This is a genomic window from Alitiscatomonas aceti, assembly GCF_025567195.1.
GTDB lineage: Bacteria > Bacillota > Clostridia > Lachnospirales > Lachnospiraceae > Alitiscatomonas > Alitiscatomonas aceti.
The window spans coordinates 40918-59802 of record NZ_JAOQJF010000019.1 but is presented as its reverse complement, the minus strand read 5'-3'; the positions used below and the strand labels follow the sequence as shown (position 1 = coordinate 59802).

Sequence of the window (18885 nt, the reverse complement as noted above, 5' to 3'; positions counted from 1 at the left end):
ACCATACGAAGCCCGGATGGCAGCGTAACTGATTCATGATATTTTTTAGCCACAAGTGTTACAAAAATGCTTGACCACAACACAATAAAATTTAAACCGGAGGTAGTTTATGTGTACAGCAGCAGCCTATAAGACAAAAGATTTTTATTTTGGCCGGACCCTGGATTATGAATTTTCCTTTGGCGACCAGGTGACCATCACTCCAAGGAACTATCCCTTCCGCTTCCGTTTTCAAGGGACCATGGAAACCCACTATGCCATGATCGGCATGGCCCATGTGGCTGACGATTATCCGCTCTATTATGAGGCCGTAAATGAAAAAGGCCTGGGAATGGCGGGGCTTAATTTCGTTGGAAATGCCTACTATGGGGAAAAGGCGGACGGAAAGGATAATGTTGCCCAGTTTGAATTTATTCCCTGGATCCTGGGACAGTGCGTTTCTGTAAAAGAGGCCCTCCGTCTTCTGGAACAGGTCAATCTGGTCAATACGCCGTTCAGTGAGAGCCTTCCACTGGCCCAGCTCCACTGGATCCTTGCTGACCGGGATGAGGCCGTAACAGTGGAATCCGTTCTCTCTGGAATCCATGTATATCCCAATCCGGCGGGAGTCCTTACCAATAATCCGCCGTTTCCAGAGCAGATGTTTAACCTCAATAACTATATGCACCTGTCCCCAAAGGATCCGGAGAATTGTTTTTCTGACAAGCTCTCTCTGAAAACCTACTGCCGGGGCATGGGCGCGCTGGGCCTTCCCGGAGACTTATCCTCCCAGTCCCGCTTCGTCCGTGTCGCCTTTGTAAAGCTGAATTCCGTATCGGGCGATTCTGAGGAAGAAAGCGTCAGCCAGTTCTTCCATATCCTGGGCTCCGTAGATCAGCAGAAGGGCTGTTCGGATCTGGGAAATGGAAACTTTGAGATGACCCTGTATACCTGCTGCTGTAATGGGGATAAGGGGATCTACTATTACACCACCTATGGAAACCATCAGATCACTGCCGTGGATATGCACCGGGAGGATCTGGAAGGGGACCGGTTAATTCCGTATCCCCTTGTACAGAAGGAGCAGATCCTGTACCAGAATTAGCCCCAGGCAGACGGAAAACCTTTTGGGAACCCCCGGAAAGCGAAGTTCCCTGATCGGATGAAAAACGGCAGAACCTCTGCAAATGGCAGATTCCGCCGTTTTTCTTTCCGTTTTTATGCTTCTTTTTTCATTTTCCTGAACACTGGCACATACATGAGCAAAGCTGCCGCCATGACTGCCATCATAAACAGGATCAGACCGTTTGCAGCGGCCTCCGGCATTCCGTACCACAAGAACAATACCAGCATTCCCACAAACAGCAGGGCTGTACAGACCTTTCCGAACCACATTGCGCCGTCCAGCTTCTTTCCCCGCTTTAAGAGGATCAGTCCCATAACTGCCATATACCCCTCCTTCACGGCCAGAAGCGCCACCAGCGCCCACATCAGAGGATACTTGAACGCCAGACAGAGGGCCAGGGCTCCGTGGGTCAGTTTATCCGCCAGAGGATCCACGAACTTCCCCAGCTCTGTGACCATATGAAACCGCCGGGCCACCCAGCCGTCCAGAAGATCTGTCACACTGGAAATAAAGACCACAGCCGCCGCCCGGTAAACATCCTCCCTGGTACTGGCGGTAAAATACATCCAGCTGAATACTGGTATCATGAGAATGCGAAAATAGCCCATCAGATTGGGAATCGAAAAAATTTCTTTTCTGCTGATCTTTGCCATATGCTCCACCCCGTTTTCTTTTTTAGGTTCCGGCAGCCACGGCTGCCATTCTTTCCCTTATCCTCATTATAAACGGACTGGTCCCCCAATACAACCCCGATCAGGCCATGCTCCCCGCCAGAACAATACTGGCGCCGATCCCGGCGGCCGTAGCTGCCAGAGCCCCCGGAAGCGTCCACCGGGTCTTCCGGATCCCCGCAGTCATAAAATATACACTCATGGTATAGAAGATCGTCTCCGTGCATCCCATCATAATGGACACCATATTCCCTATCAGTGAATCCGGACCGTATTCCTTAAAGATATCCAGGATCAGCCCCGTGGCCGCAGAGCTGGATACCAGGCGGACCAGGACCACAGGGACCAGAGGGACCGGGATATGGAGCCAGCCCGCCGGGGTCCTTAGAGCTTTTGCCGCGGCTTCCAGGAAACCGGACTCTCTTAAAATCCCCACTGTGGCCATAAGACCGATCAGAGTGGGAAGGATGCCCGCAACTGTCTTCATCCCCTCGGAAGCCCCCTTTAAAAAATCATCAAAGACCGGCCGGCCAGACAGTATCCCAAACCCCACAATATAAAAAACCGCCAGCGGAACCATAAATTCCGACAGAAAAACCAGTATGTCCATAAGCTCTGCTCCTCTATGCCTGCTTTGAACCATTGTATTCTCTCCGGAAATCAGATATACTTATAAAAAACAACAGGAGGTTGTGCATATGAGTCTGTTATTTTTAGAGTATCCGCCCTGTTCCACCTGCAAAAAAGCAAAATCCTGGCTGGACGCCCACGGGGTCCAGTATACCTCCCGCCACATTAAGGATCAGAATCCCTCAAAGGAGGAGCTGAAGGCCTGGTATCAGAAAAGCGGACTGCCTTTAAAGCGCTTCTTCAATACCAGCGGCCTTCTTTATAAATCCATGGCCTTAAAGGACAAGCTGCCGTCCATGACTGAGGAGGAGCAGCTGGAGCTCTTATCCACCGATGGAATGCTGGTAAAGCGTCCCATCCTGGTATCTGAAGATTTTGTTCTCGTAGGTTTTAAAGAAAGCGAATGGAGCGAAGCGCTCGGCTGATCAGGAGCCTGGACCCTTGTCCGGGCTTTCGCTTTCTCTCTTTTCTCTTCTTCTGGACATCCATAAAAGCGCCGTGCCTCCCAGGATCATAATGAAAAAACCAGTTCCAAAAACCACTTTGGTCAGATGTTTTTTTATCCAGTACAGGAACCTCTCCGCCGCACTGAGCGTTTTTTTCTGCTCCTCATGCGGAAGCGTTTCCATTTTCTCTGTTTTTATTTCTGTTTCCCGGCTCTTTTCTTCCTCCTGGCTGCTTTCCGGCTCCTGTCGGATCTCCTGGTACAGTCCGATATATTGTTTTCCCTTTACCTCCGGTGTTTTTACCTGTCCGCCGTACCGTACCTCCACATTTCTCACCAGCTTTTCCCCGGTGGCCCGTGCGTCCCGGCACAGGATCCCTTCTTTTTCATAGGTTTCCCCGCTCCATTCCACATTCTCTACACGATAGCACTCTTCCGGAAGGCCCAGGTACTCCAGAAATTCCGTTCCATAAGAGGACAGCTCCGCATCTTTCGGTATTTCCGCGTTCCCCAGCTGGAATACATCTGCATCATAGCCGGACACTGTGATCAGGAACTGAAAGCCGCCGGTCCACTGGGCGCTGGTCTCCTCCGTCTCCAGCCTGGGGATCTCTCTTTCATATTCCTGTCCGGTCTGCTCATCCGTCAATGTGACCCGGGCCGTTTCCGGGGGCTCCTGCCTGCCCTCCAGGACATATGGAACCGTGACAGAAGCATACGTCATGGTCCCTCCCTGGCTGACCTGGCGGATCCGCCTGGAAACGAGCCGGTACTGCTTTCCATCCCGTTCCAGGATCTCCTTTAGCTCCGGGGCCTGTCCCGCATCGGTAAATACCGGGCCTTCAAGGGTAAGCGTCTCCGCCGCCGGTGTCTCTTCTGTACGGTCCGGCAGGTTTTCTGCACCATAAGCGGCGGCTGCTCCGCTTATGGCACAGGAACCGGACCATATCCATGCCAGGCAGAAGCTTATCCCAAAAAGCACAGCCCCGGGGACTGATCCCTGCCTCTTCCATCCTTTATTTTTCAAATGTATCCCTCCTCCAAAGGATCAGACAGATGCTTCCGCCCAGGATCCCCAGAACAGCCAGGGCTCCATATACCCAGGGCCTTTGCTGGTCTCCTGCCCTTGGGATCTTTGTCCGGATCCTGGATGGGCGGCTGATCCGAAGCTCCCCTCTGCCATCCAACTCGATCTCATACCGGGCAGTTATGATTCCTTTTTTCCTGGGCTCCTCCGTCGGCTCAGTTTCCGGAGTCTCTGTCTCATCTGGCGTTTCCGGTTCCGTTTCTCTGTCATCATCCGGTACCGGCCGTTCCGGTTTTTCCGGTTTCCCTGGTTTTTCTGGTTTTTCCGGCTCCTTTCTTTTATCCTCCATGACCACCCGGTCTATGGTCCCATCCTCTGATACTGTAAACGTCACCTCCTCTGCGATCTGATATCCAGAAGGCGCCGTCACCTCTGAAAGTGTATACGCTTCTCCTGCGTTGAGTCTTCCCATAATCCTGTGAGGCGTATTCCCCGATGTCCACCGGTCCACCACATGCCCATTCTTATCCTTCAGGACCAGGACTGCTCCGGGAAGCTCCTCCCCAGTGACCATGTCGGTTTTTCGGATCTCCGCCTGGGTGGGCCTGTCCTCCATCCTCACCCTGTGGATGCCTCCATCCCCGCCGACTGTAAATGGGATCTCCTCCGCCCAGGCATAACCCGTGGCAGGTAAAACCTCGGCTAAAAGATACGTTTCTCCCGGCTTCAGGATTCCCGTGATCTGGATCTCCTCTCCGGATACCCATTCCTTTAGCAGCTTTCCATCCAGGCTTTTTATGGAAAGCACTGCCCCGGAAATCTCTTCTCCTGTGATCAGATCCGTCTTTCGGATCCGCACGTCTGTCTCCTTATTTTTCAGATCTGCCAGGATCATTTTTCCGTTTTCACCAATGGAAACGGATACCCGTCCGGATAAAAATTCGGTTCCATCGCTGAAGACTACAATTTCCTCCAGGGTGTATGCCTCTCCCTTTGCGAAAAGCAGTTCTCCCTGTCCGTTTTCTTCATTCACGATTTCATGGGTCAGTCCTCCTCCCTCTGTTTTCCAGGTATCCAGCACCGTATGTCCTTGTCCGCAGAATACGTACCGTGTCCCGACAGGCACCCTCTTACGGCTTTCCAGGATACGCTCCCGGTTTTCATCCGAAAGGCAGATCGTCTCCCTCTCTAAGAGCATGCTGCTGCCATCGGAAAAACCGATCGCTTCTTCCCAGGTAAGGACCGCTCCTGTATTTTCCTGTTCCACAGCCTCTCTAAAAGCCGTAAGCTCTCCTGTCATGGGAGCCGTAAGGATTTCCTTTCCATCCCTTTTTAAGGTGATCCATCCTCCCTGGACCCTGCGTCCCCTGACAAGAATCGATCCGATCCTGTCCTTTTCTGCGTCATACAGGATCTGGATCAGACTGGATGCGCCGGATATCTCAGCTATGCTCCGTCCGTCAGCCGATACGGTAAACATCACCGGATCCGCTGCGGAGTATCCCTCTGGCGCTTCCTCCTCCACAAGGAAGTACGTTCTTCCTCCGGATAATTTTCCCGATACCAGGTGGGGCTCCGGACCGGAGATCCATGTTTCCAGCGGCTCTCCCCAGGGCTGCATTTTTCCATTTTCTGCCTTTGCATTATAAATGGACAGCCGCGCCCCCTTTACAAAGTGATCCGTATGAAAGCTGCTTTTGGAAAACCACAGCCTGATTTCTTCATTTTCTGCCTTTATTTTCTGCACGGCCACCGGCGTATGGTCATTGCTAAACCAGAATTTCCATACCCTATGGTCCAGACAGAAGCCCTCCGGGGCCTGGATCTCCCGTACCTGGTATTCATACGGCACAGCCCTTCCATCATCTCCCAGATATGCCGCCGGAAGTTCTCCGGACACCGCTTTCCCATCGCTGCCGGTCACCATACGGAAAAGCTCCCCGGTCTTTGCATTTTTCACCTCAAACCATGCTCCCGGAAGCGGTTTCTCGTGCCACTGGGCATCCAGCTTTAAAATCTCGATCCGTCCTCTGGAAAGACGGTTCACCGCCTGGATGATCCCACCGGAATCCTTTCCGATCTCGATCTTCTGCGGCTCCATGGCTGAAAAATGATCCGGCGTCCTAAGCTCTGCCAGGTAATAGGTCCCCTCCCTTACAGGAGGGAGCCGGTGCAGACGCAGGTCGCCTGGTCCATACCCCTCCGGGATCCTTCCCTCTGCCAGATCATCCGCCGTATAGGTCCCTTCCCCTCCCGACGTCCAGGTATCTTCCAGAAGCTCTTCCTCTGCGGAAAATCCCCCGTTTTCGTCTGCCCGGTAAAGGGCCAGCCTGGCTCCGCGGATCTGCCGTCCATTCTCATCAGTCTTGTCTGCATACCACTGTCTGCGCCTGTTCTCCATATAATACCGGATCACCTGGTTCTCTTTCTTCACCTGGACCAGCACCGGCTCTGCCGTTTCATAGCCCCCTGGCGTTTCCGTTTCCACCAGAACATAATATCCTTCCGGGATACGGTCGATCCGGTGGAGGCCTCCCCTTGTATCAAAGCTGCATGCCGCCGGGGCATCCCGGAACATACCTGTTTTATAACGGTACTGATATTCAAATTTCCAGTCCCCATCTGGTCCGGTCCGGGATGCAGTCACCCGCAGACAGCTTCCGTCCGAAAGGCTCCAGAGCTGGACGACCGTTTCCCCATTTCCTGTGCTGCGGCTTTCCGTCCGCTCTCCTGCCCCGGTACGCTTTCCATCGTATACCTTCCAGGAAAAGTGTTCAAAATCCTCTCCGTATTCCCGGAACATGGCCTCATACGCCTGGGAGAGCTCCGTTCCGTAAAAGGAAAGATCATCCGCAGTCCAGGTATCCACAGGGTTTCCCTTCTGGTATACATACGCTCCGTTTTCCGTCATGACCGTTCCATTTTCCTCCAGAACCGCAGGATAAAGAGCGAGCCCTGCTCCATGGCGCTCCGGCAGAGGCCTCCGGATTCCCTTTTCATCCTCCTCATATTTATAAATTTCCACCTTCGTATGATCGTCCTTTAAAACGAAGCTCTGGAGCTCATCCACTGGCCTTATGGTAATCTCCATGGAGGACGGCAGATATCCGGGAGGGGTCTTCAGCTCCTCCAGGATATAATCTCCTGCTGGAATCCCCTCAAAATACATCGGACGCCCATCCGTTATCCACCGGGCAGTCTTTGAAACCGGGTGATTATCCACAGGATCCTCTGTATTCCACACAGCCGGAGTATTTCCTTTTTTCACAAGGTAATAGCCCTTGGGATACTTCTCCAGATCCTTGGAATATACTCTTCTGGCCGGATAAAGGGCCAGCTCTGCCCCCTTCACCATCTGATGGGAATAAAAGCCCTTTCCCTCCACAGTCCATTCCTCTGTCTGCCCGCTTTCCCCATTTACCACAGGGATCCTGTACGTCTCCGTTCCATCTGTTTTCAGTATTTCTACCCGTATTTTTTCATCCGTCATGGCGGTCCTCTGAATGTCCCGGGTCTCCTCTACCCGGACTGCCTGCGGAAACGCCCGCGTATACCCTGGCGGAACACCGGTTTCTTCCATGATATAGGTTCCAGGGATCACGCGCCGGAGCATATCCGCCTGCCCCCAGGTCATCTCCCCTTCAGACGGATCCTGGGGCGACCTCTCCCCGGATATCCACAGATTCGGAATGATCCAGAACTCCCCGTTCCGGTGCCGGACGGGTTTTCCGTCCCCTTCTGTCTCTGGATCTCCCACATCATAAAGTGTTTCCGGCTCTCCTATGGTATAGGAAGCCTTATGGTACTGCTCCAACAGGTCGTCATACCGGAAATACAGATAATCCCCATCCCTGTCATAAACCGCCTCGCCCTTTTTGTACGTTTCCCCATTGACCGGATAGTAACGCACCATCCCATAAGAGTCATAAAACGGCTTCAGCCTTTTCTCCAGTTTTCCTGTCTCCGGATCCCAGGTTCCCGTAAGATACGCATTTTCTGTTCCGGCGTTGACCTCTCCGGGACGTCCGGTGAGGATCTTTTCCCTGGCGATCCGGTTCCCATATGGATCATAAAAGGAGATCACCGGCCATACAAAATAGTGGGCTTCTTCCTTTCCAAGGGGACCGGTTCCGGATTTTTCCACATAAGCCAGCCCCGTGTATGGATCCACACAGGCATCCCGCTGCATCTCCTGGTTCAGATGGTAGATCTCTGTTCCCGGATCCATGGACAAAAACGCCTTTGCCCCAGGGTCATAGACCAGACTGGACAGATCCCCTCCGGCCAGCTCAAGGAACGGCTGTCCGCCCTGGAATGCGTAAACAGACCGGGTATCCGGAGTGATCCTTATTTTTTCCCCATCTCTTCCAAATCCGTATACGATCCCATCCTCTCCTGTCTCCAGTACCTTAAGATTCCCCAGATCGTAGAACAGTACCGAGGTATCATCCCGCTTCTCCTCCTGTAATGACCAGCGGCCATTGTCATCCTTTTTTAACCGGAAAGCGCTGCCTGCATACCCTTTCTTCACCTGGATATCCAGAACGTTTCCATTCCGGTCTCTCTGGATCTCTACCCCCTCCATCCTGTGATCCCCCGTATCGCCGGAAGGACGCACCTCTATGGCTTCAAAAAGAGCCATTTCCGCCCCGGCCACATACCGGTTCTGATCACCGGCTGTTTCCAGTGTCCTGGTCACATAGCCATAGCCCTGGAAGATCCCATTTTCGTAAACGATCTCCACCCGCTCCCCGGCTGCCTTTCTTTCCTCCAGATATTCCAGGGTCCCTTTTTTCCATCCAAAGCCCTGGTACGTTCCCATGGAATTATATGCAGGCTCCAGGTTTTCCAATCCGTAGACCGCTTCCAGGAAGGAAAGGCTTCCCTCTACGCGTCCCGAGACCTTCATCCCCTCGTAAGACGCCGGGGTCTTCACTTTGGATACCTCCAGGCTGACTCCTGTGTTGTTTACATAGATCCTGGCTGTGTCCTCCACAGCTTCATCCTCGCCCTCCTTCCTGGAGCTGAAACGGACCGCCGCCCTTTTATCCTGGGAGTCTCCGGTATAATACCAGATCCCATCGCTGTATATTTCCACGGGAACAGGCAGACTCCTGGCGTACCCGGCCGGAGCCAGAAGCTCTGCCAGAACGTACACCCCTGCTGTCAGCGGCTCTGGTGTCTCCACATAGCCGGTGATCTGCAGTGGTTCCCCTTCATCCCCGTCATAAACGGAGGAAAGGGCCAGAAAGTCTCCCGTCCTCACTCCGGACTGGTCCCTGAAAATAATACAGTCCTCTTCCCGGCATACAGGCGTTCCTGCGGGCACGGTTCCATAAAACAGACTGCCTGGCCCCTGGATCCTGGCAAAGGGCATGATCCCCCTTGCTCCCATGGCCTCCAGAAACGCCCGGCTTCCCTGGATCACCGTCTCTGCTTCATACCGCTTTACAGCGCCGTCCCCATCCTTCTCCTCATTCCGGTCTGCTTTATAAAGGGCAAATACTGCTTCATCATGGAGGATCTGCTCTCCGGTCTCCGCATCCAGCTTTTCGATCCGCAGCCTGGTCCGGTACAGCCTGTTTAAAAAGGTCCGGAATACAAAATCCTCAGTCTGGCTCCACGGCTCTAACATATGGGCATACTTTCCATCCCAGGACGACCTGTCACGCTCCTCCCCATAGGGATATACATAGAAATCCCCGCTGTGGCCATGGCCCTTTACCACATATTTCCCGTCCGGTTCCCTTTCGTTTCCTTTCTTTACTCCGTCAAACCGGATTCGATACCGCCCGGCTGTTTTTTCCGGCGGCTCCTTACTGTTGTACACCAGCTCCTCTGAAAGACGGTCCGGGATCTCCGCCCATCCGTCCTCATACACCGATGGGAGAACGATCTCCTTCGGCGGATCGATCCGGTAATGCCGGTTCTCAAAATCCATCCATTGGGCTTTAAAGGGCTGCTGCTCTGCCAGGACATAGGTTCCATATGGCAGATACTCCGATATCCCGAAGGCGTACTCCGCTTCTCCCCCCTGCATTTTAAGCTGCCAGGCGGACAGGGTCGTCTTATCCCGGTCAATCCCTCCATTTTCCTCACTGTCCCACCGGATGGAATACAGAGAATCCAGATCATACTTAAAAAATGGCTCCAGATACTCCTCCGCCCTGAGGATGGCTTTATAAAGAGCCCGGTCGTATACCTGGTCCCCATAGGCGGCCTCTGTTCCATTCTCTGCCAGTTCCTCCTTTACCTGGTCCTCCAGATACCAGGTGACTGCAAACTGGCGTACTGCATCGGACCGCTTTGCATTTTCCCTGGCCTCCGGCGAGGAATTGACTGTATTTTCTATTCCCGTAAGAAGACTCCTGGCAAATGGCTTAAAGGAGGAATTTACCACCTGGCCCCCCAGGTCCCACTTGTCCTTATCCGCCGTCCGGACCGCATGGAAAAATTTTTCATAATTGTGATCCTCCAGGACTCGTCTTTCCGTCTTTACCGTATACAGCTTCTGCACCAGCTCCGGAAATACCCTGTGGTACTGGTCCACGTCCACAGCCGTTCCGTTTTTATCTGTCCATGTGATCGCTCCGTCCTCGTCACAATACAGCCGTTCCAGATTGGATCTTAAATAAATTTTAAACCGGAAATTCCCCAGGGCCTCCCCGCTGTCCACATTCTTTACGACCTTTACCCTCTGCCTGACGGGGCGCTCCAGGACCTGGACCGGAGCCAGGCCTGTATCGCCATCCTCCGTGATCTTATGCTGGCCTCTGTAAACCAGATGCTTTGCCACAATATATGTATCGGCCCCTCCATCCCCTGTAAAAGCCGAAGCACTTATGGAAATATTTCCAAACCGCGCAAGATATTCTGCAAAGCCGATCGGATCCCCGGCCCGGTAGCCATATACATTCCCTGCTCCCAGGCTGTCGACCTCCGCTTTTGTAAGCACGGTCTGCTTTCTGGGAAGCTTCGCCATAAAGGAAAGCGTCAGCCGGCCATTTTCGTCTGAAAACGCTTTTCCAAAGCTGTCGGTGCCCTTAGAGGCGACCCGGACCCTGTGTATCCCCATTTTCCGGTCATACTCTGCCTGTTCCAGCCTTACATCTGTATCCGCCAGCTCCTTTTCTGTGGTGATCTCAATTTTATCTATGGTTTCTGTGAGGGGGACCTGCCAGCCGTGCTCCGGGTCTCCATCTATATAATCCACGATCCTTTCACCGGCTTCATGATATACCATCACCTGATGGTCCATATCCTGGAGCTGACCTTTTCCATCCACAAGCACCGCCGGGGTCAGGACCACGTCTATGTAATACCGCTTTCCAGCCCCGCTGCCCATATAGTACCGGCGTTCTGTCTGGAAACGGTGGCTTCCTTCCCGTCTGTATTCCTGATACACCCACCGTAAATGGACCGGATCCTCCAGGACGGAATATACCTTATCCACCTCCGCTTTTCCGTTTTCCTCCTTCATGGTAAAAAAACGGCGGCTTCCCCGGACCGACGCGCCCGCATACAGGACCGCACGGCATGTATCTCCGGACATTTCAAAGGCGTCGATGCCGCCAAAGCTCCACTGGGGGTGCTCCGCATACCATAAAAGGATCTTCTCCAATACGGCGGCGATCTCTGCGTCCGGCCCCAGGCCTTCCAGGGAAAGAGTCGTGACCGCTGCTCCATAATGCGTTTTTACTGCTGGTTCCCCGGGAGCGGCTGTCATGCCAAAAATATCCGTCTGGCCCCTTTGGACCCCTCTGCTGTATACCGGAAGCTCTCTCGATGAGCAGGTCCCGTCCGCCATGACAGGGATCTCATATCCATTGCGGTTCAGGATCTCCTCCACCTCTGCCTTCAGATACCGGAACGCCGGGTCCTCCGGATCCGTAAGGTCGTGGTCCGCCGCCTTTTCCCTAAGCATCGGCTCTGCCTCATCCAGCTCCAGATCTGTGAGCCCCATGACCGGCGTCTGCGGAACATGCTCCGCCCTTAAGATCTGCGGCTCTGTCCGGCTCATGGGATGCTGCCCGGTGATCCTGCCGTCCGGCCCATATTCCGGTTCATATCTCACATGGCTCCGGTCTGTGTCCGCAGTTTTCCATACCTGGTCCCCATTCTCATCCTTCACAGGGACCTCCTCTGTGCCAGTCACACGGGGACCCGTCACCTCCTTCTCCCCTGTATCCACCCGGAAAAATTCCGTATCCTCTGGAAATCCGGAAAAAATAAGCTCATATCCTCCGGTTCCCGACTCCGGATCCACAGTCCCGGAAGAGGTCACCATAAATGGAAGCTGGTCAAAGCCGTTTCCGCTTCCACCCTCTCCCTCCATGGAAGCGGAAAGCTCCGGCATGGAGACAACGGACGTCCCCCTTAAGGAGGCTGCCCCCTCTGGCGTTTCAAAGCCAGATCCTTTATTGGTCCACTGCCCGGAGCGTCCGTTGACTGACAGCTCATATCCCTCGCTTCTGGACAGTTCCTTCACATAATACCGTCCCAGGATCAGAGGTCTCCCGATCCAGCAGTTCCCATTGACGGACAGATTTTCCCCATAACGGTTTCCAGGACCTTCCCAGCCTGGATCCGTCCGTCTGACCGTTTTTCCTGCATCATAATCAAAGGTGGTTCCAGGCGCCTCTGTATAAACGGTAAATCCAGCATTTCCATCCCGGTCGGTGGCTGCCACCGCCGTAAGATCATCCTTTTTATAAACAATCCCCGTATTGGTCAGCTGCCCATCCTTTCCCAACTCCGAGTCTGGATGAACGATATCCTCGGCTGCAAACAGGCCGTAAACGGCTCCCTCCAGGCTTCCGTCCCCTTCCGTATCCCCGAAAGAGGAATATTCCTCTGATTCTCCCTTATAAAGGTTCAGATCCCGCTTGTTAATATGGATCTCTCCCTCGGTCCTGTGATCCTTAACGATCCATGAATCCCCACAGCCCTCCTCTCCATTGCAGTGAGAAAAGATCCCAGGATCCCCAGTCTCCAGATGACGGATCCCGTCCGGACGGGCATTCTCCAGATACGACTGGAAATCTCCTCCCCCCTGTTCCTCCCAATCCTCATCCTCCGGCTCCCCTTCGTCTGCCAGCAGCATGGAAAACAGCTTCCAGGCATTGGAGGAAGTAAAGATCCGTCCTGCGTTGGAAGGCGTAAGGAGCCTCTCTGTATCAGACGGGGTGGAGATCCCAGAAGCCTTTAAGGTCTGCACCTTCCTTCCGGCAGTCTCCGCCTGTATTTCTCCGCTGTCTCTGGAGCCCGTATACCAGATGTTTTCTGTAATGTCCCCGCTGTCTCCCTCTGCCCGGCTACATACAGCCCCGTTCTGGGACGATGTGGTTGTCACCAGCTCCACAGGAATATCGTCGTTATGGAGACCATGAAGGATATAGCCATTCCTGGCCTGTATCTCCTTCCACGTATAGGTAAATCTCAAGGAAGTAAAATTCTCATATGTCTCTTCGCAGTCAGCCCTGCAGCCGGACGCCTCAAAGGCGCTGCCGGACCCCGTATCCTCTTCCGGTCCGCCTTTATCCCGCTCTCTGGCCTCTCCCCCGCCGGTGCCGCTTTCCAGAACTCCGGCCACCTGGTCAAACGCGCTTTCATCAGAAACCCAGTGAAAATGAACGCCCCCCTCTGCCTCTGCTTCACAGGCCTCCACCAGGGACAGCCATTCCTCTGCCGCCGCACGGTTCTTATCCCTTGTGACCTCTGCCGCCTCTTCCCAGGAAGCATCCCCGCTCCTATCCTCTTTTCCTGTGCCGGAGCCTGGATCCTTTTGGGGAATATCTGCCCATTGGGGAACTCCATGGCCATCGCAGTACGTTTTGGAATACCCGTAGCTCCGGCTGTCCGTATGGGAGATCTCTCCATTTTCGTCTGTGGTCCCCTCGGCAAAGATCTGAAAGCCATCCCATGGAGCAAAGCTTATATTTTCCGTCGAAAGCCCGGCTCCTCTTTCACCGGTCCCAAGGCTTCCCCCATCCTCAAACCGCTCATACAGATAAAACTGGCTCCCCTTTAAGGGCATTCCAGTCTCATCGTCCAGCTTTTTCAGCCGCACGTTATAATCGGACTGAAAGGTTTCCTCGTGGCGGAAGACCTGGAAAGACAGCTCCGGCTCTCCGCCCCCGTAGGCCGGCTCACGGTCGTCGTCCGGGCCGTCTCCATCCCCCTCCTGGCTTACGACTATATAAAAGACCATATCCGACGGAACGATCTCGATCCCGGCCTTATAAAGCCTCTGGTGCTGCGGAGCATTGACACACGCCTTAAAGTCCATCCATTCATGGAGATAGTCGTCGTTCCAGCTTCCCTCCGTATACCAGCCGGAATTTTTCCGCATGGTGATCTTATAGCGGACCATGGTCTTATTGTATTTCTGCTCCTCTGTCATGGTACTGTCCAGAGCATTCTCATTGGCTGTGGCAGAGCCGTTATTATGGATCTTAATGGAGTCTCCGCTCCAGGTGATCTCATATAATTCCTCTCCCAGAACAGACCTGGCGATATTTTTATCCTGGGATGCGTCCAGCCAGCCCACATTTCCTCCCGTGGAGCCGTTGTCCCAGACGCTCTGGGGCTCGATCTTTGCAATATCCCGGATAAACTCACTTCCCAGGAAAAACTCTGTATCCAGGGCTCCTGGACCATCGGAGAAGGGCAGTACCGTAAACGGTACTGCCGTTTCCTCGGAGGTGGCATCCCGGATGGCGTCCGGCGCTTCTTTTCCTTTCTCCCCACCATCCGCTGCCATCTGCTCCATGGCGGCTATGGCCCTTTCCTCGATCTCCGGGTGATCCGCCACCCACGCAAACCTTGTACTGGGATCGTCCTTCACCCGTTTTACCACATTGGGGCCCGATGCCGTGGAGGCGATCTCCCCATAAAGCTCTGGATCAAATTTCCGGGCCGCCTCTTTTAATGCGGTCCAGTTACTGGGATAGGACCAGAACAGCCGTTTCGTCTGGGTCTCTGTCAGCGGCGACGGCAGGGTATCGTATTCATAGATGTCATACCGGTCCACCTGCTTCCATCCCCTTCCTCCATCCAGACAGTAAAACGGAGCCGTTGCCTTCTGGGGCCATACGCTGGAGGCCCTGGCCGGGAGGGGAAACGGCACAGCCAGAGCCAGCAGGACTGCGGCCATGACCAGGGCTGTCCCCCTTTTTACTGATTTTTTATTCCAAATGCATTCCATCATATCCATGTCCTTTCTTGATCTCCCGGCCAGGAAAACAGCCTGCTGGGACCGGCCTACCGGCCCTCCTCCAGATCCCTTCCCAGGACCTGTACCTTTCCGTTTACGGTCCAGGCTCCGGAGCTGTCCACCGTATACCCGTCGGGCGTCACTGCATCCGACAGCATCCTGCCGCTTTCCGGCTCCAGATAATAGCACCTTCCGTTGATCCAGTTCCATCCGGTCAGCATCCTGCCGCTGGGGCCGAAGGCGTACCAGCTTCCTCCGATCCTGTGCCAGCCTGTATACATACGCCCCAGACCGCCGTCGGAAATATCATGGAGGTAATACCAGTTTCCGTCTGCCGGATCCTGGAACCAGCCAGTCACCATGGCCCCGTCGCTGGAAAACCGGAACCAGGACGTGCTTTCCTGTCCCTCGCCCGCATAAGGATTATGGATATAGGCCCATTCACCGGCATAGGTACGCCCGCCGCTGGTAAAGATCCACCTTCCCGAGCCATCCTGTACCCATACGCCTGTGACGCTTCCTTTGGGAGCCTGTACGTCCGCCGTCTTTTTCCCCCTGGTGGTGATCCCCGAAGAAGCGCTGCCCGAAGAGTGGCCTCCGGAGCTGCCGGAGCCCGATGGACGGTATGTCCGGTCCTCCATTTTGAAATTCAGGACCACTGTGACCTCCTTCTTCTTATCCCCGGAGCCCACAACAGCCGTTGTAGTTTTCTGTGCAGAATACGGATATTTCTTCATGGCCTCCTGGATCCATCTGGCATTCACTGCCGGAGTTACCAGTCCGTCCCCGCTGACGGACAGAAGCTCTCTGTCAGCCTTCCACTCCAGCTCCGGCCAGTCCTCCTCCGCTTCCCCCTCCGGTCTCTGGGGATACAAAACTGCCGTCACCTTCTGGCTCCCTGTCCCGGTCCATGTGAGCACCGGATCCGAACGGCGGCCGGTCTTTGTAAGCACCATGTCAAATTCCAGCTTTTCCCGGTCTGTCTGGATCTCCTCCGCCAGTACCTTTGTCTGATCCACCGTCACAAACGATACCTCTGCCCGGCAGGAAGCCGTCTGCCTGTTTCCCAGGGAATCATCCGCCGTGACGGTCACAAAGGCCGTCCTCTTTCCTTCCCCGCTCCGTCTGGAATATGGATCTGCCTCGTGGACCGCGTCATCCGCTGCCATGATATCCCGGATCCACCGGGTGTCCTTCACAGCTTCCACTCTGGCATTTTTATAATCCTCCTCCGTATTTCCCTGTCCGTAGCCTCCGGCGTCCACCCGGATCACATTTTTATCGTCCACAGACCAGGAAACATCCCTTTTATCAAAATGATCCGGAGAAAAAACGGCGCTCAGTGTCTGCGGGCCGGTGACCGTTACTGTATCCACCGGAGTTTTTCTGTCTCCCGTCAGCGTCCTTGTGACCGTAAAGAAAAGATTCTCCCGGTCTAAGGAGGCCCCCTCTGCCGCCACCCGGGTCCTGTCCTTTATCTGGAAGGTGACCGGGATCCGGCAGTTGGCCGTCAGGGGCTTTCCCTCAAAGCTGGCCGCAGGCCTGGTCTTTGCAGTCAGCACAGCCAGACCTCCCAGGGTGCCGTTTCCATATATGGTATCGGGGATCGGATACTTAAATCCCTTATCTGCCTGTTCCTTTTCCGCCTTCTCTATGATGTCCCGGAAGAAACCGGCCTTCAGATCCAGCTCCATGGATGCGCTCATCTCCGTATAGCCCTCGCTGTCCTCATCGGGATTCTGCTTTAAAAGAAGAAGCTCTCCGTCGTCCACGCTCCACTGGACACGGCTGTCTGCCACATCGTTGTTCTTATCCACAACTGCCTCCACCTTCACCTCCTGGACCTTTGTTCCCTCTTCCAGACTTCCATTTATGTATCTGGCGATCAGCTTTCCCGCGTCATTTCTAACCTCTGTGACGATAGAAGGGGACTTTCTGTTCCCGGTCCTCTCCTCTGTCACATGGAAGGCCAGCTCCTCCGGCGTCACCCGGATATCTGCCGCCACCTTTTTATACACGGCCGAAATTTCCGTATCATGCTCCGGCATCACAAAGGCATAAGAGCCGCCGGTCTGATACGCCATGGGTGTTTTCCCGCCCCCGGGTTCCGTATAAAATGGAACTCCGTCCATCTGATATTTCTCCTCCCCGTTATTTCTGGGGGCCGTGATCACTGTGACCGTGTCTCCTGCCGCCACAGCCCCCCGGTGGGACTTATCCAGCTCCTTACTGTAAGCGGATCCGCCCCGGGCCGTCAGCGACGCCACATCATAATAATTCTGTACGTTGGCTGCCGTATCGATCTGGAGCACCGAGACCAGGAAGCCTCTGGCTGGCCGTCCCGTCTTTCCCGGTGCAAAATGGTCCGGGGAAAATTCCATCTCCTTCACCGAATCCTCTGTGTCGATCACATGAAGCGCTCCTTCCTCCAGCTCCTCATAGAAGTACCGTTCCTCCTCCGGCCTGGTGCTCTGTCCCTGGACCAGGGTAAACCCATTGTCCTTCCCGTGCCAGAAGCCGATATGGGCGTCGTAGCCAAACCGGTTATCGTCCGGGATCCCGGAGCCGCAGACTCCGGCCATGATCTTTCCCTCTGTATCCGCAAACAGATAGGCCAGATCTGCCCCGGCCTCCGTTCCATAGCGGAAATGAAAGCCCGTATCATGGGTCCCGATGAACGTTCCCTCCCGGGCGCTGCTCCCCAGGCCCGAGCTGGCGATCCTTCCCTCAAATCTGGCCACCTTCATTTTGCCCGAGGCATATTTTCCTGTTACGCCCCCAATGGCCTGGGACCCGCTTCCTCCAATGGTCCCCATGACGTGGGCATTGAAAATATCTGTATCGTTCTGGAAGCCTGTGATCCCTCCCACATAGCCGCCGCCCTGGATCCTGGCGTTCAGGCTGTCTCCAGTATTTACCGTGCAGTCTGAGATCACAGAGCCTGCGGCCTTTCCGGTAATCCCCCCGGCAAAGGTCTCCTTTCCCTTTCCCAGATCCATGGCCACATGGTCCGCCGTACAGTTTTCCACCACCGTATCCTCGATCTCCCCGGCAACCCCTCCGGTGTTTCCTGCTGTCTTTAAGGCTCCTGCCACAGCCACATTCCGGATCACACTGTCCTGTACGCTGCCGGCCAGGATCCCAGCCGTTTCACCCGCTGTGATCACATGCCCGGGACTCACTGTAAGATCTGTGATCTCTGAATCCCTTACGGCCCCGAACAATCCCATATGGCTCCAGTCCGGGCGGTAAAGACGGAAATTGGAAATGGTCTTTCCATTGCCGTCAAAACGCCCCTGGAAGGCCGGGATATGATCCGAATGGATCTGGGAGCTGTTCCGGTAAAAGCCTATGGGGATCCATTCCATCCCTCCCAGATCGATGTCCCTTGTAAGCTCAAAGCATGCCCCTGAATAATCGCCCGGATACGTTCCCTCTCCCTCTTTGATCTCCATTTCCATGGCCGCAAGCCTGGAAAGGCCCATGAGCTGTGCCTTTGTGGAGATCTGGAACGGCTTTTCCCGGCTTCCGTCCCCTCTGGTCCCATCCAGGAATCCCAGGTCTCCGACCCAGTTTTCCCACAGATCTTTGGACTCAGGCATCAGAAGCGGACGGCCCAGGGCATTGGAGCCTGTGGCCCTGCGGACGTATTCCGTCTGCTCCCAGGCAAATCCTTTCATCGGATCTCCCAGCACCAGACCTGCGCACAGGCAGAATACTGCTGCCCGGCCGGCCTTCCCGGCCAGTCTCATTTTCATTTCATGTTTTTGAAACTGCATATATTTTCCTCCT

General features: G+C 54.5%; 7 protein-coding genes. 2 read left to right on the top strand and 5 right to left on the bottom strand.

What is annotated here, in order from left to right:
* The first annotated feature begins 109 nt into the window (after positions 1-109).
* Positions 110-1084, top strand: a complete 975-nt coding sequence (gene bsh, locus OCV69_RS10315; RefSeq protein WP_158359000.1) for a choloylglycine hydrolase — start codon at positions 110-112, stop codon at positions 1082-1084.
* 113 nt (positions 1085-1197) lie between these two features.
* On the opposite strand, the gene OCV69_RS10310 is transcribed toward bsh, so the two are convergent.
* Together OCV69_RS10310 and OCV69_RS10305 are read right to left on the bottom strand one after the other, a co-directional pair.
* Positions 1198-1758 carry a CDP-alcohol phosphatidyltransferase family protein gene (locus OCV69_RS10310; RefSeq protein ID WP_158358998.1) on the bottom strand — a complete coding sequence of 187 codons (561 nt, stop codon included), beginning with the start codon at positions 1756-1758 and terminating at the stop codon, positions 1198-1200.
* A 100-nt stretch (positions 1759-1858) separates the two neighbouring features.
* On the bottom strand, positions 1859-2386 hold the full coding sequence (locus tag OCV69_RS10305) for a nucleoside recognition domain-containing protein (protein ID WP_158358996.1): 528 nt from the start codon (positions 2384-2386) through the stop codon (positions 1859-1861).
* An 88-nt stretch (positions 2387-2474) separates the two neighbouring features.
* On the opposite strand from OCV69_RS10305, the gene OCV69_RS10300 reads away from it, so the two are divergent.
* Positions 2475-2831, top strand: coding sequence for an arsenate reductase family protein (locus OCV69_RS10300; RefSeq protein WP_022274246.1), 357 nt, complete (start codon positions 2475-2477; stop codon positions 2829-2831).
* Here OCV69_RS10300 and OCV69_RS10295 read toward each other — a convergent pair whose 3' ends face one another.
* The 3 genes from OCV69_RS10295 to OCV69_RS10285 are packed head-to-tail and all read right to left on the bottom strand — an operon-like array spanning position 2832 to position 18872.
* Positions 2832-3878, bottom strand: coding sequence for a hypothetical protein (locus OCV69_RS10295; protein ID WP_158358994.1), 1047 nt, complete (start codon positions 3876-3878; stop codon positions 2832-2834).
* Positions 3868-15087 carry a SpaA isopeptide-forming pilin-related protein gene (locus OCV69_RS10290; protein WP_158358993.1) on the bottom strand — a complete coding sequence of 3740 codons (11220 nt, stop codon included), beginning with the start codon at positions 15085-15087 and terminating at the stop codon, positions 3868-3870. Before OCV69_RS10290 ends, OCV69_RS10295 begins: the two co-directional genes overlap by 11 nt.
* Positions 15088-15140: 53 nt before the next feature.
* A complete protein-coding gene (locus tag OCV69_RS10285) occupies positions 15141-18872 on the bottom strand; it encodes an N-acetylmuramoyl-L-alanine amidase family protein (RefSeq protein WP_158358991.1) in 3732 nt (1243 codons plus the stop codon).
* Positions 18873-18885 lie beyond the last annotated feature (13 nt).